Annotated in this window: 19 protein-coding genes; 6 read left to right on the top strand and 13 right to left on the bottom strand. The window is 51.3% G+C overall.

Going from position 1 to position 24,442, the window contains the following annotated elements:
- The first annotated feature begins 292 nt into the window (after nt 1-292).
- The gene (locus ACYVIY_RS22460; RefSeq protein WP_460978643.1) at nt 293-3,013 is read left to right on the top strand and encodes a PAS domain-containing protein; all 2,721 of its coding nucleotides are present in this window, start codon (nt 293-295) and stop codon (nt 3,011-3,013) included.
- A 75-nt stretch (nt 3,014-3,088) separates the two neighbouring features.
- On the opposite strand, the gene rho is transcribed toward ACYVIY_RS22460, so the two are convergent.
- The 3 genes from rho to ACYVIY_RS22445 form a co-directional block, all read right to left on the bottom strand.
- On the bottom strand, nt 3,089-5,293 hold the full coding sequence (gene rho / locus ACYVIY_RS22455) for a transcription termination factor Rho (protein ID WP_460978642.1): 2,205 nt from the start codon (nt 5,291-5,293) through the stop codon (nt 3,089-3,091).
- Between the two features lie 456 nt (nt 5,294-5,749).
- Nucleotides 5,750-7,576, bottom strand: a complete 1,827-nt coding sequence (locus ACYVIY_RS22450; RefSeq protein ID WP_460978641.1) for a M64 family metallopeptidase — start codon at nt 7,574-7,576, stop codon at nt 5,750-5,752.
- Nucleotides 7,573-8,076 (bottom strand): hypothetical protein, encoded by a 504-nt coding sequence (locus ACYVIY_RS22445; protein WP_460978640.1) that lies wholly within the window; start codon nt 8,074-8,076, stop codon nt 7,573-7,575. Before ACYVIY_RS22445 ends, ACYVIY_RS22450 begins: the two co-directional genes overlap by 4 nt.
- Before the next feature lie 112 nt (nt 8,077-8,188).
- Between ACYVIY_RS22445 and ACYVIY_RS22440 the strand changes: the two genes are divergently transcribed.
- The 3 genes from ACYVIY_RS22440 (at nt 8,189) to lptC (ending at nt 10,886) form a co-directional block, all read left to right on the top strand.
- On the top strand, nt 8,189-8,956 hold the full coding sequence (locus ACYVIY_RS22440; protein ID WP_460978758.1) for a type III pantothenate kinase: 768 nt from the start codon (nt 8,189-8,191) through the stop codon (nt 8,954-8,956).
- The gene (locus ACYVIY_RS22435) at nt 8,940-10,256 is read left to right on the top strand and encodes a hypothetical protein (RefSeq protein ID WP_460978639.1); all 1,317 of its coding nucleotides are present in this window, start codon (nt 8,940-8,942) and stop codon (nt 10,254-10,256) included. The genes ACYVIY_RS22440 and ACYVIY_RS22435 overlap by 17 nt, the downstream gene beginning before the upstream one ends.
- A gap of 66 nt (nt 10,257-10,322) precedes the next feature.
- Nucleotides 10,323-10,886: an LPS export ABC transporter periplasmic protein LptC gene (gene lptC, locus ACYVIY_RS22430; protein ID WP_460978637.1), complete on the top strand. Its 564-nt coding sequence runs from the start codon at nt 10,323-10,325 to the stop codon at nt 10,884-10,886.
- 39 nt (nt 10,887-10,925) lie between these two features.
- Here the strand turns inward: lptC and ACYVIY_RS22425 are convergent, their stop codons facing one another.
- The 10 genes from ACYVIY_RS22425 to ACYVIY_RS22380 form a co-directional block, all read right to left on the bottom strand.
- Nucleotides 10,926-11,345 carry a c-type cytochrome gene (locus ACYVIY_RS22425; protein ID WP_460978636.1) on the bottom strand — a complete coding sequence of 140 codons (420 nt, stop codon included), beginning with the start codon at nt 11,343-11,345 and terminating at the stop codon, nt 10,926-10,928.
- The gene (locus ACYVIY_RS22420; RefSeq protein WP_460978635.1) at nt 11,342-12,019 is read right to left on the bottom strand and encodes an SCO family protein; all 678 of its coding nucleotides are present in this window, start codon (nt 12,017-12,019) and stop codon (nt 11,342-11,344) included. Before ACYVIY_RS22420 ends, ACYVIY_RS22425 begins: the two co-directional genes overlap by 4 nt.
- Nucleotides 11,976-12,431, bottom strand: coding sequence for a viral A-type inclusion protein (locus ACYVIY_RS22415; protein ID WP_460978634.1), 456 nt, complete (start codon nt 12,429-12,431; stop codon nt 11,976-11,978). The genes ACYVIY_RS22420 and ACYVIY_RS22415 overlap by 44 nt, the downstream gene beginning before the upstream one ends.
- 57 nt (nt 12,432-12,488) lie before the next feature.
- The gene (gene recN / locus ACYVIY_RS22410) at nt 12,489-14,162 is read right to left on the bottom strand and encodes a DNA repair protein RecN (RefSeq protein WP_460978633.1); all 1,674 of its coding nucleotides are present in this window, start codon (nt 14,160-14,162) and stop codon (nt 12,489-12,491) included.
- Nucleotides 14,163-14,274: 112 nt separating this feature from the next.
- A complete protein-coding gene (porD, locus tag ACYVIY_RS22405) occupies nt 14,275-15,183 on the bottom strand; it encodes a type IX secretion system protein PorD (protein ID WP_460978632.1) in 909 nt (302 codons plus the stop codon).
- A gap of 26 nt (nt 15,184-15,209) precedes the next feature.
- On the bottom strand, nt 15,210-16,502 hold the full coding sequence (coaBC, locus tag ACYVIY_RS22400) for a bifunctional phosphopantothenoylcysteine decarboxylase/phosphopantothenate--cysteine ligase CoaBC (protein ID WP_460978630.1): 1,293 nt from the start codon (nt 16,500-16,502) through the stop codon (nt 15,210-15,212).
- A gap of 119 nt (nt 16,503-16,621) precedes the next feature.
- On the bottom strand, nt 16,622-16,936 hold the full coding sequence (locus ACYVIY_RS22395) for a DNA-directed RNA polymerase subunit omega (RefSeq protein ID WP_460978629.1): 315 nt from the start codon (nt 16,934-16,936) through the stop codon (nt 16,622-16,624).
- Nucleotides 16,937-17,012: 76 nt separating this feature from the next.
- A complete protein-coding gene (locus ACYVIY_RS22390) occupies nt 17,013-17,918 on the bottom strand; it encodes an outer membrane protein assembly factor BamD (protein ID WP_460978628.1) in 906 nt (301 codons plus the stop codon).
- A gap of 120 nt (nt 17,919-18,038) precedes the next feature.
- Nucleotides 18,039-18,695, bottom strand: a complete 657-nt coding sequence (locus tag ACYVIY_RS22385; protein ID WP_460978627.1) for a T9SS type A sorting domain-containing protein — start codon at nt 18,693-18,695, stop codon at nt 18,039-18,041.
- A 95-nt stretch (nt 18,696-18,790) separates the two neighbouring features.
- Entirely contained in the window at nt 18,791-20,623 is a 1,833-nt protein-coding gene (locus ACYVIY_RS22380) for an OstA-like protein (RefSeq protein WP_460978626.1), read from the bottom strand.
- Between the two features lie 33 nt (nt 20,624-20,656).
- Here ACYVIY_RS22380 and tilS point away from each other — a divergent pair, with 33 nt between their 5' ends.
- Nucleotides 20,657-21,997 carry a tRNA lysidine(34) synthetase TilS gene (tilS, locus tag ACYVIY_RS22375; RefSeq protein WP_460978625.1) on the top strand — a complete coding sequence of 447 codons (1,341 nt, stop codon included), beginning with the start codon at nt 20,657-20,659 and terminating at the stop codon, nt 21,995-21,997.
- Nucleotides 21,998-22,155: 158 nt separating this feature from the next.
- The gene (locus tag ACYVIY_RS22370) at nt 22,156-24,435 is read left to right on the top strand and encodes an OmpA family protein (protein WP_460978624.1); all 2,280 of its coding nucleotides are present in this window, start codon (nt 22,156-22,158) and stop codon (nt 24,433-24,435) included.
- Nucleotides 24,436-24,442: the final 7 nt, after the last annotated feature.

Genomic DNA, 24,442 nt, shown 5'->3' with positions numbered 1-24,442 from the left:
ACGTCTATAGATTCTTTTATTCCATCTTCGACCAATACAAAAATAAAGCGCATCTGGGTAGAATACAATCGGGAAAGGGCACATATCCGGACAATGTCGTGGGCTACGTGTTGAACGAATAACAAGACTATTATAAGACTAACTTATTGGTAACTATCAAAATAACTGCGTACTTTACAGTACTACGTGTGCTCAGTTAGTACCCCCAATCAACACTCAATTTATTACGGATAAGCTTACTGGTTCTACCGCGAACTAATCGACGGTACGGCCAGCCAGTACTCTGTCATACATGAATACAACACCAATTACTGGCGCTTCCGGGCAGGCTGAGTACCTGCAACGGCTGTTAGAGGAAGTACCAGTCGCTCTCATTCATCTGGAATCCGTTCGGGATCAGGCTGATCAACTGATAGATCTGCATGTGCATTACGTCAATTCCCGAGCGGTCCAATTCATAGGACGCCTTGCCGCCGAGGAAGTACGGGGAAAACGATGGTCAGCCATATCAGCCAGTGATCTACACACCCAACTGTATCGACAATCAATCCAGGTAATCACAACGGGTGAGCCGATTCAATACCAGCAGGAAAGCAGGATAGATGATCTCCTAAACTGGTTCGATGTAACAATCGCTCCTTACGGCGACGGTGCGCTGACAACTATTCGGAAAATTGATGAACCCACGGTGGCCCCCGAGCGCGACCAGCCGTGGCAGCCGCAACGTTTACAGAGGGTTATTGATACCCTGCAAAGCAGTGTTCACATCATTCGACCGGTATTTGATCAGGATGGTCAGATCGTCGAATTTAAGTTTACGGCAGTTAACCCGGCCCTGGCGGAGTACGCCGGTGTAGAGCCTGCCGATTTAGTTGGCGAGTCGTTAACCGACTGGTTTCCGGGGTATCGGGAGCAAGGGTTGTTCGACCTCTACCGAAAGGTGTACGTATCGGGGGAAAGTCAGCAGCTCGATCTGAATTATACACAGGATGGACTCAATATCTGGGCCGATGTGAAGGTGTCCAGGCTGGACCATGAACTCCTCATTACGCACACCGATTACACCGCCCTCAAACAGGCGCAACTACAGGTCCAGAAGTGGGCTTACCAGCTTAAGTTTGTTACGGATAGTGCCTTAACGGCAATTGGGCTGTATTCGATTATTCGCGACCCGGTGACCAACGAAGTCGTCGACCTGCGGTATGAACTGATTAATGGCCGGGCTGAGCAAATGACTCAGCGTAAGGCCGAGGAACTGGTAGGACGTACCATGCGTCAGGTGTTTCCGGGGATCGAAGGGACGGGCATCTGGAGTAAATACAAGCAACTGGCCGAAACCGGCGAACCGCTCCGCTACCACAACCACTACAACGTCGACGGGTACGATCTTTGGTACGAGGTGCAGGGAATCCGCAAAGATGATTTGATTGTCCTGTCATTTCTGGATATTACAGATCTGAAAAATGCACAGGAGTTTACTAAAAAGCAGGCCGAGGAGTTTAGTCAGATACTGGACAACGCGCTGACGGCCATCTCACATTTTACGGCCGTACGTAACGACGATGGTCAGATTGTCGATTTCATCTACCAGTCGTTTAACCACACGTCAGAGTTATTCACGGGTTATAAGGCGGAACAAATTATTGGCAAGCGGATGCTTGAACTGTTTCCGGGAGTGCGAACAAGTGGCGTATTCGACCGCTGGGTAGAACTGGTGGAGCAGGCCAAGACAGAACGGTTTCAGGATTCTTATCAATACGATGGGTTCGATTTCTGGTTCGACACGCAGGCGGTGAAGTGGGGCGATGGCTTCATTCAGTCGTACATCGACATTACGCCCATCAAGCAGGCGGAACTGAAGCAGCAGAAACAGGCTGAACTGTTGAACGCTGTTCTGGATGCTACCCTTACGGCCGTATCCTGTCTGGAAACAGTGCGCGACGCCGAGAAGACAATTCTGGATTTTCGCTTCACGCTGGCGAACCAGATGACGTGCGAAATGCTGGGCATGATGGCCGAGGAATTGCATGGTAAACTGCTCAGCGAACTGAATCCGCAGCTACCGAAGATCATTGCCTTTGAGCAGTACGTTCAGGTCGTGGAAACCGGGGAGCCAGTCACTCTGGAAATGCCCGTAGACAATCGCTGGTACTACGTATCCATTGTTAAGTTTGGCGATGGCGTGCTGACCTCCTCGTTTGATATCACCGAGAATCATTCCTACAGCCAGCGGATCGAAGCCGCTAATGCCGAGCTTTTGAAGTCGAACGAAAACTTACAGGCGTTTGCCTACGTAGCCAGCCACGACTTACAGGAGCCCTTACGGAAGATTGAATCCTTCGGCGAGCTGCTTAGAAGTCAATATGCTGGTAGCCTGAGCGAATCGGGCGTGGATATGATCAACCGAATGCAGTTGGCGGCTTCCCGAATGGCGGTTCTGATCCGCGACCTGCTGAGTTACTCACGAATTACTACCCAACAGAAAGTATTCCAGCCGGAAGATCTTAATCAGGTGATTGCCGACGTACTGGGTGATCTGGAAACGGCTATTGAGGAAAAACAGGCTCGCATTGACGTACCGAACCTGCCCACTGTTTTGGGCGACGGAAGTCAGTTACGCCAACTTTTCCAGAACTTATTCAGTAACGGGTTGAAATTTGTAAAGTCGACAAAAGCCGTTCCACACATCATCGTGACCTGCGTGCCCGTGGCAAAACGAGCGCTGCCAGCTTCAGTTACCCGGCTGCTTCCAGGGGGAGACGGATTCGGTTACCAGTCGCGTCACTATTGGGTTATCAAAGTCGCCGACAACGGCATTGGATTTAACCAGGAATATGCCGACCAGATATTTGGAGCGTTTCAGCGTCTGCATGGTCGGCAGCAGTTTCCCGGTACAGGCATTGGCCTGGCTATTGTGAAAAAGGTGGCCGAAAATCACGGCGGAACTGTCGTGGCTGAGGGTCAGCCCGACCAGGGCGCTACGTTTACGATTTACCTTCCCGATCTCGTCTGACGTCTATTTCCGTAACCACTCATACCAAAAAAGACGACCTATGTAGGTCGTCTTTTTTGGTACTATGCCCGATTCCTATCGGTTCATTGAAATCAAAAACTCTTCGTTGGTACGGGTGCCTTTCATGCGATCGAGCAGGAAATCCATGGTTTCCATAGGGTTCATATCGGCCATGTGCTTCCGCAGAATCCAGACACGCTGCAACGTCTCTTTATCCAGCAACAAATCTTCCCGACGCGTACCGGAAGATAATACGTCGACGGCTGGGTAAATGCGTTTATTGGCGAGTTTACGGTCCAGTTGAAGTTCCATGTTGCCCGTACCTTTAAATTCTTCAAAGATAACTTCGTCCATCTTCGAACCTGTATCGATCAGAGCGGTCGCAATAATTGTCAGCGAACCGCCATTCTCTACGTTCCTGGCGGCACCGAAGAAGCGCTTTGGCCGGTGCAGGGCATTCGCGTCCACGCCACCCGACAGAATCTTGCCCGACGACGGAACGACCGTGTTATAGGCCCGCGCCAACCGCGTAATGGAATCGAGCAGAATTACTACATCATGCCCGCACTCGACCATGCGTTTCGCTTTTTCAAGGACCATACTCGACACTTTTACGTGCCGGTCGGCCTGCTCATCGAACGTCGACGAGATCACTTCGGCATTGACACTGCGGGCCATGTCGGTTACTTCTTCCGGGCGCTCGTCAATAAGCAGTACGATCAGATACACCTCGGGGTGATTCTTGGTGATCGCGTTGGCAATTTCTTTCAGCAGCACCGTTTTCCCCGTCTTAGGCTGGGCTACAATCATACCCCGCTGGCCTTTACCGATCGGCGCAAACAAATCCAGTACGCGCGACGAATAATTTTCCGGACGATTGCTCAACCGAAGCTGCTCTTCGGGGAACAGCGGAGTCAGGTATTCAAACGGAATCCGGTCGCGTATTTCTTCGGTCGTCTTGCCATTCACCGTCGACACGCGAAGCAGGGCGAAATACTTCTCGCCTTCTTTGGGAGGACGTATCGCACCGCGAACGGTATCACCGGTTTTCAGGCCAAACAGCTTGATCTGCGATGGCGATACGTAAATATCATCGGGGCTGGCCAGGTAATTGTAATCAGCCGACCGCAGGAAGCCATACCCACCATCGGACATAATTTCCAGTACCCCTTCGTTATCGATGATGCCATCGAATTCGCGGATGTGCTGGTTATACTGCCGACGGATGCGGTTCTGGTATTCCTGCGCTTCGCGCGAAGGTTGATTCACCGGATGGGGTTGACCCGCTGCTCCGTTCTGTGGCTGATCTGATTGGCCATCTCCCGGAGTATCCGTCTGTGGAGCCACCGACGGATCGGCTGTGCTCAACTCTTCGGTCGACGGCTGCATGTTGGCTGCGTTATCTTCCGATACAACCGTAGGCGTTAAAAACTCTTCGTCGGGCTGACCGGCGTAGTTGATCGCTGTTTCGTCGGCTACGACGCGCTGCGTACGTGGGCGATGCCCCGCATTGCTGTCGCGCCGGTTCACATCACGGTTACCCTCTACACGTTGACGACCATTTCCATCCCGTCCGCCAAATTGATTGGCATCGGGGCGCTGATCGCGCCGGTTTACATCACGGTTCCCATCAGGACGTGAAGGCGTTCGGCCTTCGCGGGGGCCGGTTTGATCCGGTCCGCCCTCGCGGTTAAGACGATCGCGGTCATTACGCGATCCCATGTCCCGACCGTTCTCCTGACGGTTTCTGGGCTGATTTCCCATATCGCTACGTTGCTGAATGGGTTTTGAGTCCCGATTCGTGCGGTTACGTTCGTCGCGGGGTTCCTGCGTGGGTTGATCAGCGGGCTGTGGGGGAGTTGATTCACCCGCAACAGTCGGATTCGCTATCGGAGCGGCCTCGGGCTGAGGAGCTTCAGCGGCTGTTTCTGCAACGGCTACGGGAGTTACTTCGGCAGTAATAACCTCCTCACGGTCACGCCGGGCCCGCTGACGGGTACGAGGAGCTTCAGGTGTTTCGGCCGGGGCTGCCTCAGGTTGGCTGGGCTGTACGGGTACCACCTCCGCTGCCGGTCGCGTACGTCGGCCACGGCGGGGGGCTTCGTCAACAACGGGCGCTACAGCCGCTGATTCGGGCTCAGACGCGACGGACTGTTGATCTAATATTCTGTAAATGAGTTTTTCTTTCGTGTATTTGGCAGCATCTCGGATGCCAAACTGCTCGGCAATAGGCTGAAGCTCAGACAAGAGCTTCATAGCTAATTCTTCTTTTGTTAACATAGAGGTCAGGTTAGCAATAAACCTTCAAGAGACCGCGCTGGCGGTAATGTTGAAATAGGGGAATGTTGACTGAAAACAGATGTTCTGTGGGTAGGTTGGTTGACCGAACAAACGCCGGAGGTGGGGCCACCGATTAATTAACCACATTAACCTCAACGGGCTCAATTATTTACGTAATGGAAAAATAAGTCAACTAGTAAGCTTGGAAGCGATTTCCCTGATCTACACACAAAGGTCTGGTGGGGCCAGACACGGTGGTTGTTAAAACTCTTGGGAAAACAGACGGTCCGCTATAGCTATGGGCTGCTGCGATGAAAGCACTACCTGCAAACCGGATTGATGGAAGCAAATGTAGCGATTTCATTTGTTTATGTCAAGATAACGTAATTGGATTGGAAATGTTTCCGCTGGTTTATCAAAAATCCAGATCCAGCACCCGAATATTCGGGTTTACATTCACTCCACCAGAAGCTTGCCGGTGATCAGCCCTTTGGTCGTGCTAATCCGGTAGATATAAACGGCTCTCGGGAGTTTATCCGTACTTAACTCGGTGTCGCGAAAAAACGATTTTTTAGCGACTACGTGGCCGGTTTCGTCGAGCAGCGTCACTTCCAGAAGTCCATCCAGCGAGGTCTGGATTTGAACCCGGCCTTTGCTGGGGTTCGGAAATATCCGGACCATGTCAGTAGGCAGCTTATGTACGGCGAGTACCGGATTGACCGTAACCTGAGTCTGGGCGGTGCTGGAGCAGCCCTGTTCATTTGTGACCACCACGGTATAGCTGCCCGCCTGACTTATTTTGACGCTCTGAATGGTTGGATTCTGCTCCGTCGACTGAAAGTTATCCGGCCCGGTCCATCTGTAACGTTTGCCACCCTGCGCCGTCAACTGCAGTGGCTGGCCTTCCAGATACGGGCCTGTATTAGCTGCGCTAGCCGTTGGTAAAGGAAACACCTGTACGTCAATGGTGGCAGTTTGCGATGCACTACCCGTGCACGTTGCGGAGTAAGTCGTAGATTGAGCGGGCGATACGGTTACCGACGTACCGGTAGCGCTCGTCGACCAGGTCACTGCACCCGCGCAGTTCAGAGCGGTCAATGTAATGGACTCCCCAGCGCAAACTGAACGCTTCGTTGCTGTCAGGGAAAATGGAGGGGCAGTGGTTCCTTTAACCAGGCTCCATTGGGTGGTATACCGATGATTGGTGCGGTGACTGGCCAGCCGGATAAACGGGGTTGTGTCAACCACCGAAACACTCAACGTAGCGGTCGGGTCGGTTAGCTGACTACTGGTCAACGTCAACTGGTCACTGTTCTGACCGATAAGCTGATTGTTTAGTCGCCATTCTACCCGGAGCGTGTTCGGTTCAGGTTTGAGGAGGCCCAACCGGAAGAGGGTAGGCTGTTCGTTCACGACAACCGGTGATCCGGTCTGCGGCTGTATCGATTCTACCGACTTCACTACGTTTAAAATTCTAGCGGTTGTGGCTTCCCGACATACGGCGCAGAACAATTTGTCGAGCTGCTCCATCAGGCAGTTATGTGTTGTGGGTTTATACCAGTTCCCAGCATCGGCCGCACCCGTATGCGGAAAAATGCCGATATTCTGTTGATTCAGCCAGTTCTTCCAGACGACGCTATTAGGGTCAGTGATTCGGGTCATGTTAGCGGCTTCGTGGGCGTATACTAAACCCGCCCAGTACTCATCCGTTAAAGCCGAAAAGATGTGTCCAACCTCGTGCATAGCGATCAGGTCGGCTTGTGGGTCAAGCGTAAACGTAGCCGGATTGCCGCCCGACCCACCGTACCAGGGCGAGTTGACAATCATAACAGCCAAATCGTAGCTTGGGAAATTAGTGGCCATGACGTTCGTAAACGCCGAGTAATTACGGATGGCTACCAGCCGGTGGATATTGCTGGTGCCGAAGGAAGAGCCAAAATACGTATCCTTGGTTTCGACGGGCTGGTTGGGGTATCGATCGGGGGCCGTTCCCGGATTTGTGGCTCCGCTTTGTTTTGACGGAATCGGTATCGAATAGAAATTAAAATAGTTCTGGTAGGCGTTATAGGGCGAATAACTCAAAAAGAACGTAACGAACTTTTGGGCGGCCTGGGTAAATGCCGGAAGTTCGCTTTGGGTAAAGCCGTCACCTAGTATAACAACGTTGATCCGGTTGGCAATTGGGCCGGATTTGCGGAGTGTATCGACCTGGAACGTTTGGGCGCTGCACCAGGCACTTACTAAACAGAAACCAATAAGCAGGCAGATAGAAAATTGCTTCATGGGCGTAGACGTAGGGTGTGGATTTTGACGATGCCTTTGTCAGGCGTGACACTGAAAATAGCAAGTCGGCTGAGCGCTTTGGCATACGGAAACCGGATTGAAATGTGGCCACTTTGTTCGCTTAAAGCCTGACGGTTTAATGTACCATTCGATTCGGCCATCTCCACTGACCTGAATAAGGGGTGTTCCAGACTGTCGCTGACAGGCTCCCGGCCGTCGGTATAGTAGCGGATTACCCTAAGTTGGTACGGGGTGTGTACAGGGCGAGATAAGGTTTTCAATTCACCATTCCCTATAATTGAATTCACAAGGCGCACTCGCTCTGGCTGAGCAGACCCTGAACGACTGATGTCAAAATCGAGAAATAAGACCTGATGGAGGGCTTTTTCGGTATAGTTCGGCAAGGTGTGAATTGCCAGCGTTTGTTTGGCTGAATGACAGGCGGCAACCCATACACACAGACAAATGAAGAAGACCGCTTGAATAAAGAGAGGGCGCATACGGATTAGCAAGCGGAAAGGTAGGCTATTCAGAGACGTCGTTAAAAATCCTTAAATCCTTATAAACATGCAAATTTTAAGTCCTGAATCAACGTTGGGACTTGGTACGCGGATGGAGACACAAACGCAGGAGGCAACGCCGTCGGCTTCCCCGAATCTGGTGATTGACTGGGGTAATTCGAGCCTGAAAACAGCTTGGTTTAAGGGGGAAACACTTTTGGAAACAAGCCGCTACGAATCGCCGGAGGCCCTAGTGGCGGCACTTGCTAACCGGCTGATCGGACACGTACTGGTTTCGTCGACGAATCGCCCGGCCGATGAGATCCGGGCGCAACTCGTGGACCTGAGCCAAGATGTGTGGGTGCTCGACGGTCATACGCCGTTGCCCATCCAAAAAGCGTACGATACACCAACTACGCTGGGAGCCGATCGGGTCGCAGCTGCGGTAGGCGCCGTTACGTTGTTTCCCCAACGCGATTGCCTGGTGTTTGACCTGGGTACGTGCCTGACGGCTGATCTGGTCGATCGGCAGGGTGTTTTTCAAGGTGGGCTTATTTCGCCGGGGTTACGGATGCGCTTTCGGGCCATGCACGAGCAAACGGCTCGGCTACCGCTGGTCGAGCTGCCGACGGAATGGCCAGATCTGTTGGCGAAGAATACGCGGCAGGCCCTGCAAAGCGGAGTGGCGAACGGACTGGCGTTTGAGATGAACGGAATTATAGATACGTACCGCCGTGAGCGGCCTGACATTGTGGTATTGCTGTGCGGGGGAGACGCGCCTGCCTTTGAAAGTCGTCTTAAACCGCCGATATTTGCAGTGCCCGAACTGGTTTTACTAGGGTTGAATCGAATTTTACGGTATAATGTTGAGAATTTATAAGCGGCTTCGCCGGACGTTAACGCATAGTTTGCTGGCCGTTGCCGCGACATCGCCGATGGTATTGGCGCAGGGATTGGGAAACTCTCCCTATTCAGCCTTAGGCATCGGAGAATTATATAGCCAAGGTAACGTAACAAACATGGGTATGGGTGGTCTGGGCATCAGTAATGCCAGCCCTTTTTACCTAAATATGCAGAATCCGGCCCTGCTTGCCCGCCGAACTCGCTTTACGGTATTTGAAGTAGGCCTGATCGGCCAGTCAAAATCACTCAGTCAGAATCTGAACGGTGGCCTGCAAAGCCAGCGGGATTTTGGGGGAAACCTCGGCTATCTGGCTTTAGCGTTTCCGGCAAGCTCGCGCTGGAACATGGGAATCAGCCTCAAACCCTATACCTACGTCGATTATACCACCCGCCAGTACCGAACTGTACCGGGCACGATCTACGAAGCCGAATACAACTACACGGGGCGGGGTGGTCTGAACAAAGCAACCTTTACCAACGGCTTTCGGATTGGCAGTAACATCTACGTCGGTGGCGAAGCCTCATTCCTGTTTGGTAACGTAACCAATTCTTCCGATTCGCGAGTGCTGATCAACGATGCCAGTGTCGGCATTCAGGATACGCGTGTGACTCGGTTAGACCGCATCAACTACAGCGATATCGTCTGGAAATTTGGTGCGGGCTGGCGCCCTAAACTAAGCGAAAAATGGTCGCTTAACCTGGGTGCTACCTACGATCCGCAGACTCGGGTTAACGCCAGCGAGACCGATATTTATCAGCAAACGTCCTTGACGGGCGTAGCGATCTCGGCGGCCGACACCTTACGTATCGAATCAAGTGGTCGGGTAACCTTACCCCAGCAAATGCACTTCGGCATCAGCCTGGAAAAAAATAATACGTTTCTCTTCGGAGTCGATGTCGGATTCCAGAAATGGGGACAGTACCGGACGATCACAGGTCAGTCGGGTAATCTGGCCGACGGGATGACGGTTGCCGCGGGGCTGGAATACACGCCTAAGGCGAACTCTACCCGCTACTGGGATCTGGTTACGTATCGGGCTGGATTCCAATACAACCGGCTGCCGTACACCGTTGAGGGTAAGCAGATTAACGACGTAAATGGGAGCTTAGGTCTGTCCCTGCCGCTGGGCGCGTATCTGGTTAATCACATTACCCTGTCGGTTGTGGGTGGGCAGCGCGGTGTGCTCACGGGCACGCAGATTCGGGAGCAGTACGTCCGCATGGCGCTGGGATTCTCGCTCAACGACTGGTGGTTCCGCAAACAGGTTGTCGACTAAGGCTACGCAAACTTATCGCTCTTCTCCCGCGTTGCGTTAGTTGCTACTATGCCTATTATCAGTCAGATGAAACAACGTTTTGTTCAAACAAAGGCGGTTGTGCTCTTTGCTTGCCTCAGTGCGTTGCTACTGGCTTGTGAAGAAGCCAAGCAGACCAAGAAAGTAAATCCGTACAGCGGACCAATCGAGGAAATTAACGACGTAACGTTGTTGTACAGCGAATCGGCTGCTCTGAAGGTAAGGCTGACAACGCCCAAGCAGTTCCGCTATGCCAATGACAACCGATCATATCCAAAAATCGTCAATATTGTGTTTTATGGGCCAGCTGGTGACGAGGTAACCACGCTACGGGCTGATTCCGGCCGCTACGATAAAGCCAAAGATTTATATACGGTGATGGGGAACGTAGTGGTCGTGAACAAGCAGAAGCAGGAACGGCTCTACACCCCGCTGCTGAATTGGAATCCGGTCACTAAAAAAGTATACACCGAAAGCCGGGTAAAAATAGTCAGTCAACTTACGGGGGAAACCTTATACGGGATGGGCCTGGACGCCAACCAGGACTTTACAAGCTCTAAAATTCGCAAGCCAACCGGTATTTTCAATGTCGAAGCCGGTCCCGGTTTTTAATTGCTTCCCGTACGTAATGGACTGCCACAAGGCGGTCCATTATTGTTTGCAGCGCGCCAGGATCGGCGTTACCGCTTTCACATCGGTACGTTTCGTTTCATTACCCCACTGATTGTAGATATACGTAACGAGTTCCGCTATTTCGAGGTCACTCAACTGGGGCTGAGCGGGCATCACCCGGTTGTAGTGCTTGCCGTTGACCTTAATCGGCCCTTGTTGACCATATCGGATCAGGCAAATCACACTGTCTTTTTTAGCGAGGTAGTCGGAGCCTGCAATGGGCGGATAAAGCTCGGCCAATCCTTCCCCTTTATCCTGGTGGCAGTTAGCGCAGTTATTCTTATACACCAGAATACCTTCTGTGATGTATTGCTGGCGCTTAATCTCTTCTTCACTCTGGCAGGCGAAAAACGCAGCCGTTGCTACCAATACCAGTAAATAACCAATCAGTCGACTCATTTTTTGTACTCGGCCAGTAACCGCTCCATATCGACCATAAGTTTATCAACGCCTTTTTCGGTTGTACCGTCGTAGATACCGCGAATGTGTTTGGCCTTATCGACTAGAATAAACGCACCACTGTGCACAACGCCCCCCGGAGCGGTTGAGTCAGCCTGGGCCGTTACCATATAGCTGTTCTGACCAATGTCGTAGATTTTCTCCCGATCGCCCGTGACAAATAGCCACTGTTTGCCCGTCAGCCCCAGGTTATCGGCAAATTCTTTCAGCACCGCCACCGAATCCCGTTCCGGATTGATCGTGTGAGAGAGCAACATTACATCCGGGTTTCCCTTGAACTTCTCGTAGACCCGTTTCAGCTGCACTTTCATCTTCGGGCAGATGGTTGGACAACTGGTAAAGAAAAAATCGGCAACGTAAATTTTATTGTCCAGCGTTTTGGCCGTAACGGTATCCCCATACTGACTGACAAAGCTGAAATCGGGAACAGCCTGATACACCGAGTCGGTTACGGTTTTTCCATCAACAACTTTTGTAACGGCTTCGCGCTGGCCCAAAATCGGCAGTTTATCGTCGCCAGAACCGCAGCTCAACAGCGTAGCGGCTAAGCCAAACGCCAACAGCGAGCGGCTATTTTTTATCCAGGAACTGACGAGCCTGTTCAAGGCTGGCATTGTATTTTGTCTTGACATCGGTAATCCTATCTTTTTGCTCGGCTAAGTAACGTAACGCATCTTCATGGGAAAGCTTAGCCAGCGTATCTCCTTTATAGTGGTCCATCCAGTAATTCATCAGGCTGTCGGACTCATTCAGATTTCGTCGTAAACGAATGGCCTGTTCCTTGTCTTCGTCACTACGTAGCGTAGCGGCCGCCGAACCCGTGGCTTTCAGGCTGTCAATCAGACTGATCTGTTTATTCAACTGCTTGCGTAGCTTCATCAAGTCGTCCATCTTGGGCATCACCTCATCGTGAATGGCAAAGACCTCGTTCTCGGCGTTTTTAATGGCCTCTTCGTCCGAATTACAACTTCCAAGAAGAGTACCAAGTGTAATGGCGGTAGCAAGGGTAAGCGAAAATTTTAGCATAGTAGTACGGGGGAAATGCGAGTTGCCCGCGAAAGAGTTCTTTCGCGGGCAACTCATTTATTTGGCTACGGCTGTAGCACGTTGTTTAAGAATTTCACGAGCGTTTTTCAGGGCGCTTGCCGATGGGTTTTTGCCGCCAATCATCTGCGCAATTTCAGTGACCCGTTCGTCGAAGGTTAATTTCTTGATCCGGCTCACCGTTTTTGCCGCCGAATGATCTTTATAAACAAAATAGTGAGCGGTGCCCTGACCGGCGATCTGGTGCAGGTGCGTGATGGCGATGATCTGATGGCTATGCGCCATATCTCGCATCATATTGCCCATTTTGATAGCAATTTCACCCGATACGCCCGTATCAATCTCATCGAAGATGATGGTCGGCAATGAGCGCTTACTGGCCAGAATGTATTTTATCGCCATCATCAACCGCGAAAACTCACCCCCCGACGCTACGTTCTTAAGCTGCTGCGGCTTCACGCCTTTGTTAGCACTGAACAGGAACGAGATGGTATCGACGCCCGTTGGCGTTGGTTTACCGGTTTCCGCCTGAATCTTCAACGACGCGTTGGGCATCCCCAGGTCGTGCAGTAAGCCGCCAATTTCGGATTCGATGGAAGGAAGTACCGCTTGGCGGGAAGCCGATAAGGCTTCGGCCGACGTTTGCAGTTGGGCGCGGGCGGCTTCAGCCTGAGCCTTCGCGTCGGCGAGTGCATCATCCAGGTTAAGCACCTTGCTCACTTTCTGGCCAAGTTCGTCACGTAGCGCAATCAGGTCCGCAATGTCTTTAAGCTGATGTTTGGTCTGTAACTGATACAGTAAGTTCAGGCGTTCCCGAATCACCTCGGCGCGCGTATCGTCTACGTCTACGCTGTCCTGCTCGCGGCTGATTTCATCGGCTAAGTCGCGGAGTTCAATCAGGCTGCTTTGTGCCCGCTGCTGCAACTGAAGGTACTGGTCAGAGAGCTTGCTGATGTAAGCCAGATTGCTGACTGTACCCTTTAAAAAGTCGATGACGGACTGCTCGGTATTATCCAGATACTCGTAAGCCAGTTGAAGCCGCTCTTTGATATCTTCGGCGTTTTCAAGAATAGTCAGTTCCTGTTCGAGCTGTTCCTGTTCGTCGGGCTGAAGCTGCGCCTTGACTAATTCTTCGTACAGAAAATTGTTGTAATCGAACTCTTTGCGCATGGCCGACGCTTCAGCCTGCAACTGATCGTAAACCGTTCGTTTCGCGCGGTAAGTCTGGTAATCAGTCCGGTACGCACGGAGCGGCTCGTCGTTCTGCGCGTACGTATCAACAATCTCCAACTGGTATTCGTTGGAGCCCAGCAGCACTGAGTCGTGCTGGGAGTGAATATCCATTAACTGGCTGGTTACCCGACGTAAAGTTTCGAGGTTCACGGGGGTATCGTTCACGAACGCGCGCGATTTGCCGCTCACGCCGATCTCCCGGCGAACGATGCACGTATCGGAATAGTCCAGTTCTTCTTCGTCAAAAATGCGCTCGATGATATAGCCCGATACGCCGAACGTACCTTCAATCACGCACTTCTGCTCCGGATTAAATAAAACTCGGGTATCGGCCCGGTTGCCCAGCAGCAACCCGATTGCCCCCAGCATAATTGACTTCCCGGCTCCCGTTTCGCCCGTAACGATGTTCAGTTCGCGGTCGGGGGCTAGTTCAAGCTCGTCAATTAACGCGTAATTTTTGATTAGTAGATGCGATAGCATAGAGGAAGCTCCTTACTTAACTAACACAGGTAACCAAGGCGAGGTTCAGTGATAAAGACGGTAAGCGTTACGAAATTGGGTTCACAACCCCGTCGGATTATGAATCCGTACTTCACAGAGTTAGCTTTCGGTACGTTTCCGTTTTGGCGGGGTCCAGATACGAAAGCAGATCAAACGCGCGCTTCCGTTCCTCAGGGGTACCTTCATAAAGAATGTTGTAAAGCTCTTGCGACTTTGCATCGAAGAACGAATTGAGCAGCACCGAGTTCGGCATTTGCAGACCAATGGTCCGAATCGTCGTCAGCAGATCGAGCGTTTGCTTGCGCACCTGAACCGGATTGGCGCCAAACACATCCAGCCCTTGCCGATGATACGTGTAAAAACCGTCGCGGAAGGGCAGTAGCTGCTGATTTTGTAAATTCTCGATGAGCCAGTACCGATTACGCCGGTCACCGCCCGGCTGCCAGGCACCGTTGACTGAACCCTGCTGAGCCAGGTTCGTAATGGTGTAGGCCCGCTGAATGAATGGATTACCACCCTGCTTACTGAACGAGTCGTAATCGACTGCCAAAATAACGTTCGCGTAAAAAGCCAGCAGCGACGTCAGATCATCGGAGAACTGGTTCTCCCGGAAATAGACGGGTGTAGTAGGCAGGTACACAAAATTAAACGCCCGGTCGACGTAACTAAATATAGTGGTTTCGTAGTTGGTGCCGTAAACGGGTCGTGTAACCACAATCTGCGCGGTGGCTTCAAACGCGCCCTGAGCCAGCGACTTTATAAGATTAATGTTCATCGAGCAGTTGATGCGCTCGGAAACCGCGAACTGATCGTTACTCCAGCGCCGGGTATTCATGAACTCCGAAATGATCCCCTTCAACTGGTTCACGTAAGTGAAGTCGGTTTTTTGCTGCGCGAATAACTGATCTGAATTGATCGTTACCTGGCAGTTCAGTTCCTGCGCCCGAGTTTCGAGCCGGCTGATGGTCAGGAAGGTAACTAGGAGTAAGAAGAATCTCATAATTAGGGGAACAGCGTATATCGGCGTCAGCTTTTTAGTTGGGTTAAGACTAGACTTACCAAATCCTGAGCGACCTCATCTTTCGATTTCAACGCAAATTCGTGGGTTTGTTCGTCTTTGTCAATAACGGTTATTTTATTGGTATCGTGTCCAAAACCAGCCCCGGCATCACGTAATGAATTGAGCACAATCCAGTCTAAGTTCTTGGCGTGTAACTTCTTCCGGGCGTTTTCAATCTCGTTATCCGTTTCCAGGGCGAATCCCATCAGCAACTGGCCAGGGCGTTTCTGCTGACCAAGGGTAGCCGCAATATCGACGGTTTTGATCAGTTCCAAAGCAAACTCCGCTTCTTTCTTTTTAATCTTTCGGTCGGCGGGATGAGCAGGAGTATAGTCAGCTACGGCGGCACTCAGGATCACTACGTCTGCCTCATCAAAAACCGCCTTTGTTGCTTCGAACATATCCTGAGCGGAACGGACGTTAATGCGGTTTATGCCAGCATGAGGTACCGGCAGTGCAGTCGGGCCGCTAACGAGCGTTACGTCGGCACCGGCCTGCGCAAACGCATGAGCAATAGCGTAGCCCATCTTACCCGTCGAATGGTTACTTATGTACCGCACCGGATCAATTGGCTCCTGAGTTGGGCCAGCCGTAACCAGTACGTGTTTACCTGCTAAAGGCATGGGGCGGAGGGCGTGGGGTAGAGGGCTAAAAGCTGAAGGTTGGGAACTGGATGCGGTATGCCCCCGGCCCCCGGCTCCCAGCTCCTCGCTCCTTGCCCAGAACGTTTCCAGCGTCTGCACAATCGTCTCGGGTTCAGCTAACCGACCTTCACCGATCAGTCCGCTGGCCAGTTCGCCGTGTTCCGCCTGAATGATGATGTTGCCAAACGAAGCTAACCGCTGTAAATTTTCTCGGGTGGTCGGATGGTGGTACATATCCAGATCCATAGCCGGTGCAAAAAAGACCGGGCATTTAGCCGACAAATAAACAGCAGACAGCAGGTCATCGCAGAAACCATGAGCGCAACGGGCCAGCGTATGCGCTGAAGCCGGGGCAATGACAAGCGCATCAGCCCAGAGGCCTAGTTCAACGTGGTTGTTCCAACTGCCTGTATTGTCTTTGATGAACGACGATAGAGCAGGACGTTTCGAAAGCGTAGCCAGCGTTAGCGGAGTAATAAACTCCTGGGCTGATTCGGTCATGAGTACCTGAACCTCAGCGCCTGCTTTTACCAGTAATCGAGTCAGTAACGCAGATTTATAAGCTGATATACTGCCCGTTACGCCCAAGAGAATTCGTTTGCCGGATAAAGTCATCAATCAGAAGGATTAATACGGGCGAAGCGTGCTAACGCATCCACCATACGGTTCAGGTAAACAGAAAAACCGCACGGCAAACATACCGTGCGGTTAGATCATATCAACGTAACACTTGCTTATTGCTGAGCGTCTTCGTCGTTATAACGCCAATACACTTTGCCTTCCAGAAACTCATCCGTTGCGATGGATGTCGGCTTCGGCATCCGCTCGTAGAATTTCGAGATCTCAATCTGTTCGCGGTTTTCAAACACCTCTTCAAGGTTGTCGACCGCCGAAACGAACTCCGACAATTTGTTGCTGAGCTCTTCTTTATTTTTGGTAGCAATCTGGCGAGCGCGTTTCGAGATGATTGCTACTGATTCGTACAGATTCCCAGTTTGTACTGCAATCTTGTCGTTATCGCGGGTAATGATCGATTGATTCGTTGCCATGTATTGAAATTCAATTTATGATTTGTATTCACGGTAGCAAGTAAAGATTTGCTACCCGTAATTTGTCTTGCTATACCTAATTAGCGGCCGTTACCTTCGCCGGGCGGTTGGCATCGGGAGCCTTTAATTTCTGTTTTTCCAGTTCGCGTTCCTGTTCCAGCTTTGTCAGCCGCTCCAGTTCTTTCTGGCTGGTTTCGTACATTTTCTCCGACAGCTTTATGTATTTGCTGTTCGGATATTTATCCACAAATGCCTGATAATAACTGATCGCTTCCTGATAACGTTCCTTCTGCTTTGTTTCCAGGCTGTTCTGCGCCAGGCTAAACTCGGCGTCAACTTTCAGATAGGCGAGTTCTTCATTGTATTCAGAATCCGGAAACTCTTTCTGGAAGTTGTTAATCGCAATAACCGATGATTTGTAGGAAGCGATGTTGAAACCGCTCGTTTTGTAATAAAGCTTGGCTTTTTCGTAGGCTTTCCGCTCCAGCTTTTTTCGAAGGTCCAGAATCAATTTCGTCGCTTCGGTATTGTACTTACTATCGGGATAGGCGTTGATGAAATCCTGTAAAGCCGAGGTCGCCGTTAACGTATTGGACTGATCCAGGTTAAACGCTGGCGTGTCCTTATACAACGAGTAGGCATACATATACATAGACTCCTGCGCGTAGTCGGACCGGGCGAACGTTTCGTAGAATTTCTTGAACAACGTAGCGGCCAGCAAATACTGCTGCTGGTGATACTGCGTATAGGCGTAATAGAATTGAGCCATCTCCGACTCCGTACTTCCTTTCAGAACCGGAATCAGCTCTTCAAACAGCAGGCCCGCCCGGTACCAGTCGCCTTTTTTGTAATATTCGACAGCACCTTTGTATTTTTCGTCATCGGTACCACTTTTCTGCAATTTCGAGAACGGACTGCACGAACCAAGTATTACCACGACCCAAGCTCCCAACAGAAACTTACTGATATGACGTTGTTGCATAAGTGGCAAAGATACAAAAAAAATAGAGGCTACACCGTTTTAACGACGATGCAGCCCGGATAGTGCCGTAAAACAAGCTGATTTAGACCTGGTTTTACAATATTTTAACAAATCGCATTCTTACTGGTGACGGACGAGCAGACGCTTGGTCGCCACTTTTTTACCGTCGACCGTGAGTTGGTACAGGTAATAGCCGGTGGCCAGATCACGGGTGCCAATGCGGAGCTTTCGATCACTTCGTTCAAGCTCATATTCAGCCACTGGCCCACCCAGAATATTCAGTAGTGTTAATTTCGCTTCGCTAGCTCCGCCGTTAAATTGGTAATCCAGTTCCGCGACATCATCCGCAGGGTTTGGATACGCATTTGACACCCAGATTTTCTCGTTCGAGAACATTCGGTTTTCGCCTTTTCCTTCCTGTGCCGGTACAGGCCGGGCATCGCTGGTTGGTGTGGGCGTACTGTCAGTTGCCAGGGGGCGGGCAGGTGTTTTAGAACCCGAACGGGCTACAAGCAACGCTTTGTAATGTTCGTTGATTGCCGTGTTCTTGTTCGTCAAAATTGCCCGGTCGAGGTTGGATAGGGTTGGATTCGGCGCCAGCGAAAACCGATTCGACGGCATCACCGGGGTAGGTGTTTTCCGGGGCGTTGACGTCCGTCCCAGCTCAAGGCGACTACCTTTTCGGGCATCCGAATCCCGGAGCGCGACCTGCGCCCGAATCGGGATTGTTGCCGTTAACAGGCCCGTCAGTACACCAATAAGTATAATTTGTTTCATGAAAGTCGTATTCAGGTACACTTGTACTCACCACAAACATATTCATCGAAAAAGACAATGTCAACGGGGTACAGTCTAAAAAATTGTTAAACGGTTTAATTATTACCTCTTGGAACGAGTTTCTTAGCTAAAGGTTTAGTGTTCGGCTTCATTTTAATTGGTTTTTTAGCGGCTGGTTGTTCAGCCGGTGGAGTTTCTAACCACAAAACTTGTGCCTTTGTGGGCTTTTCGGGTTCGCGCCACCGAAAACCATCTAATTGTTCGTTCTCACTGGTAATCTCTTTGGGCGGAATCAGCTGAGCGTCAGGCCGTCCGTAAAAGCGGATACGCCCTACCTTATTTTCGAGAAACTCGATGTTCATGCGGCTGCATTCCACGTGATTCAACCCAATCATTTTATTCTGTTCATCAACTGCGTAGTAAATACTCTGCCCATTTCCTTCCACAATGACCCGCTCCAGTGTGGTTTCTTCCTGAACCGGGGCGCTGGCCGAAATGGGTGCGGTGTTTTGTACCAATACGCTTTTCGGGGAGGGGTTCGTTGCAACCGTAGAAACGGCTCGGATGATGGGCGAAGCAGTTGAACTGGTGCCGCCGACCCGAGCGGCCGAAGTCGTTTGGGGCGCTACGTCCGCAGGCCTGGTTTTTGTGGTAAAATAAGCCGTAATGGTACGTCCCTTGATCTGGTTGAAATTCTTAAGCGTATCGAGCGAAATCACGAACGACCTGCCTTTCAGAAACATCGTATTGATCCGATTACTTTTTAACAACGCCCGCATCGAATCTGCTTCCATCTGGTATTTGTTCTGGCTCCAGACAATCGGCTTTTTATAGAAATAGATGGTTGAGTCGGCCGTATTGTACAGCAGCGAATCGCACTTGCTTTGCAGGTCAGACTTATAGACAAACACGTTTTTGTGCGCTAATAACCGGCGTGTATTCGTCGCTTTGTCATCGAAGGAAAATAACGTATCAGCTCTTAGAAACAAGGTGTCTCTACTGGCTTCGCTGGCGAGGCTTTTCATGACCGGATGGCCCGTTACCCGCGAAATGCCTGCTTTACCGTTGTAGCGAACGTGGTCTCCGTTGATGATGATCTTGCGATCTTTAGCCACCATAATTACCTTACCTTTGGCAATTCCTAACTCTGTTACGTTGTCGTAATACAAGGAGTCGCCCGTGAGTCGGTATTTAGGGGTTTCAACCGTGGCCCGGCGCTGAAAGTTTGAGATGCCCGTTGTCGTATTATACTGCCCTTCAATGGCCGTCAGCACGCCATCTTTATTGGTGATACGGGTTGGGCCCTGAAAGGTGGCGATCCGGGATAGGGAATTATACAGCAGTGAATCAGCAGTCAACGTACCTTTCTCATTGACCAGACGAACATTTTGCCGGAAGGTGAATAGTTTTGAACGGGTATCGTAATAGCCTTCGCGGCTGGTCAATACGTTCTCTTTATCGACAATCCGGCCCGGCGTGGGATAGTGCGCTATGCCGGAAATCATATCGTAATCGAGCTGAGTCGTCGTGAGCGTCATTTTCCGGTCTTTCATGATCACTCGGCCACGTACATTCGCCTGGCGGGTATTGCCGTAATACAGCATAGTATCGCCCCGAACGCTGATGGTATCGCCCTGGATCATGCGAACGTTCCCGTAGGCTTCGATGACGTTGCTCGTTACGTTCTGGATAGCCAGATCGCAGTACATGAGCACGCCTTTCTGACGAAACCGGACGTTATTATAAATCTTGCGAACCGCCTGACCCGGTATATTCACGATCACTAAGCTGTCGGAGCCGGGTAGCAGCTCCACCTTGTCAGCCGCGGGCGTGGTTGGGCGACCCACCTGCGCCAGAGCGTTGGGGGCAGCTACCAGAAAACTGAGCAGCGTAAAACCAAGAAGAAGGCGAACTGTCAAACGATACATGGTAACAAAACTACGGCATAGAGCCGACACCGGATGCTAGAGCAACATTTTTTAGGATTTATTAACGACAATCGCTTGTTCACGGCAACCGATCGGGTCCTGCTGGCGGTGAGTGGCGGACTCGATTCAGTTGTGATGGCCGAGGTGTTCCAGCGCAGTGGTCAGCCGTTCGCCATAGCGCACGTTAACTTCGGGCTGCGCGGGACGGAGTCAGCGGCTGATGCCATTTTTGTAGAAAACAAGGCAAAGCAGTATGAGGTTCCGTTTCATATAACCGAGGTCGATACCCGCAGTCTGGCTCGTGAGCGGGGCATCTCGATTCAGATGGCCGCCCGCGAATTTCGTTATAACTGGTTTGCGCAGCTTCTCCGTGATCATAACTATGCCTGCGTCGCAACGGCTCATCATCAGAACGACGTACTGGAAACGATGTTGCTAAACCTCACCCGAGGTACGGGTGTCGCGGGATTGCGCGGCATAGCGCCCAGGCAAGGTAACGTTGTTCGGCCATTGCTGATGGCAACCCGTGCTGAACTGTCAGCTTACGCACAGGCACATGCGCTGACGTACCGGGAAGACAGTTCCAATGCGGACGATAAGTATGCACGCAATCGAATTCGTCACCACGTTGTCCCCGTGCTGGAAGCGCTGAATCCGGGGCTTTGGGAAACGCTGCCACGTACCATCGAACGGCTACGGGCTACCGAAACCCTGGTACGTAATGAACTGGAGCGCTCCTGGGCCGATATTGCCGAACGGCGGGATGAGCTGATCTGGTTGCCTGCGGATAAGCTGCTTGCCTTGCCGGAAATGGCGTTTCGATTAGCGGAGTGGCTTAAACCCTTCGGCTTTACAGGTGATCAGGCCCGGCAGATAAGCATTACGTTAGCTAGTGAGGTTGGGCAGGTCGTTCAATCGGCCAGCCACCGTATCACGCACGAACGGGGAGGGCTTTTGCTGGCACCCCTGGTTAATGTAGCTCCGTTCGAGATTATCTTGACTCACTGGCCCGCGTCGCCTGTGGACCTAAATGATCAATACGTGCTTCGGGTTACGCTCAGTACACGAGAGCCTGAATTTAGGGCACCCACCGATGCGCACATCGCTTGCCTGGATGCAGACCGACTTCAGTTTCCGCTGACGATTCGGCCCTGGCGGCAAGGCGATCGCATCCGGCCGTTGGGGATGAAGGGAAGCAAGCTGGTTAGCGACGTCCTGAACGATCTGAAAGTAAGTCGCTCGGAGCGGGAGAATGCTCTTGTCCTGCTCTCGGGCGATCAAATTGTCTGGGTGGTTGGTCGGCGAATCAGCCACTCCGTTCGCATTACGTCCCAGACAAGCCGGATCGTGGAGCTCATTTGGCAACGTAAGTGATTCGATGTGTATACTAGATTACAAAAAATTGTACTTTTAAAGGGGCAATTGCGTGCACTGTTCTGATCGACCGGATTGGGTGTTCGTTTTTATAACTCTGGCACTCTATTTGATAGATTCCGTTCTGAGCCCATAGTTTCATAAACTTATTATTATCCATGAACCGAATTGTACGGGTCTTGCTACTTGCAGGACTGGCCTTGTGGAGCCTGACTGTTCAGGCGCAAAGTGCGCGGTTGCGAGCGGCCAACAAACAATTTGATAACCTTAGCTACGTCAGTGCTGTGCGGGCGTACGAAGAGTTTTTGCGGACCGATAAGAAAAAGGACCCTACAGAGACTCGCGAAGCCATGATCAAGCTTGGCTATAGCTACCGCAAACTCCAGGATACCCGGAATGCCGAGCGGGTATACGCCGATCTGGTCAAAGCCTACACGGACCTTGACAGTGAGGTGTACCTGTATTACGCGCAGTCACTGGCCGCTAACAGCAAATACCGTGAGTCGCAGAAGATGTATAGCCAATACGGCGAAAAACAGGCGCAGGACTTACGGGGGCGTCGGTTTACGGTATCCTATATGGATATGAGTCGCTTCTATCAGGATTCGTCATCGTACCGAATTCATAATCTTCCCATCAATTCACGCCAGGCTGACTTTAGCCCGATGTATTATAAAAACGGGCTGGTGTTTGTCTCGGCCCGCGACGAGTCGGGGGCGGTTAAGCGGGTTTTCAACTGGAATCAGACGCCTTTTCTGGATCTATATTACCACCCCGATACCAATCAGTTACGGGTGCCAGGGGCTCTGCCCCGCCCGGCGAGTGCGGCTGTGCTGGGAGGCAGCAGCGACACAAAAGCCACCGAAGCGGAAGTGGCCGCCGAGAGTCAGCAGCTCACTAAAGCCGAGATTTTCAGCCGGACCTTGAACACAAAATACCACGAGGGACCGATGACCTTTACCCGGGATCAGAACTTTATCATTTTCACCCGGAACAACACCAGCAAGGGAAAAGCCGGCAAAAGCTCGGATGGGATAAAAAAACTGAAATTGTATTCTTCCGTGAACAAAAACGGGAAGTGGAGTGATATTCAGGAGCTGCCATTCAATAGCAACGAATATTCAGTTGGCCACCCGGCCTTTTCGCCCGACAATACCAAACTCTATTTTGCGTCTGACATGCCCGGTGGCTACGGTGGCACGGACATCTACGTCGTTGAATACAGCAACGGCCAGTGGGGAACACCCGTGAACATGGGTAAAGAAATTAATACGGAGGGTAACGAGATGTTTCCGTTCGCCGATGAGGGAGGAAATCTGTACTTCTCCTCGGACGGACACGAAGGTCTGGGCGGGCTGGACGTGTTCTACGCAGAACTTCGGGATGGGGTTGCCTACAAAGGAGTTACCAACGCAGGCGCTCCGATTAATTCCGAGAAAGACGATTTCGGATTCATTACCGATAAAAGCCGCACAAACGGGTATTTCAGCAGCAATCGTAAGAAAGGCGTAAGCGATGACGATATCTATGCGTTCCGACGTATATGTAAACAGTTGAATATTTTCGTTTACGACGCGAAAACTAATCAACCCCTCGAAAATGCGGATGTCCGCATTCTGCGGAACGGCGTTAACCAGGAGCTTAAACTAACCAACTTGCAGGGGCGGGCGGATCTTTGCGTTGAATCCAATACCGAATACGAGTTTAAAGCTATTAAAGAAGGCTTTGCCATGAATAGTGTTCGTTTCTCGACGCTGACCCAGTCGCCCAAGCCGATCCTGAACGTATCGATTTATCTCGAACGCTCGGAGAATACGATTGTGAAAGGCGTAGTGAAAACCGAAGTCAATCAGTTACCTGCCTCTGGGGTGAAGGTGACGTTACGTAATGATAAAGATAAGTCGGAGCAAACGGTGATTACGGGACCCGACGGCGGGTACGAGTTCAACACCCGTCCTAATGCTCCTTATACCATTACGGCCCAGAAAGATCGGTACGCTACGAAAAAAGCACAGTACGCGAAGAATAAACGCAATCCTAAGGTTGTCACCGACTCATTGGGTTTATATGGCGTAGGTGACATATTTCAGCTCAAGAATATCTATTACGATCTGAACAAGTTCTTTATCCGGGCTGATGCGGCTCGTGAACTCGATCACGTACTGGCGATTCTGAAAGAATATCCGCAGATGTCGATTGAGTTGCGTTCGCATACAGATGCACGCGCTACAGATGCCTACAACCTTCGCTTATCGGAAAACCGGGCCCGTGCAGCTATGGATTATCTGGTGTCGCGGGGCATCAAGGCCAGCCGGTTAGTGGCTCATGGGTACGGAGAAAGTGAAATTGTAAACGGCTGCGTCGATGGGGTGAACTGTAACGAGAATGAACACCAGCAGAACCGACGAACCGAGTTTAAAATATTATCAGTACAATAAAAAAGGA

It is taken from the genome of Spirosoma knui (assembly GCF_054780635.1).
This window is presented reverse-complemented; position numbering and strand designations above follow the sequence as displayed.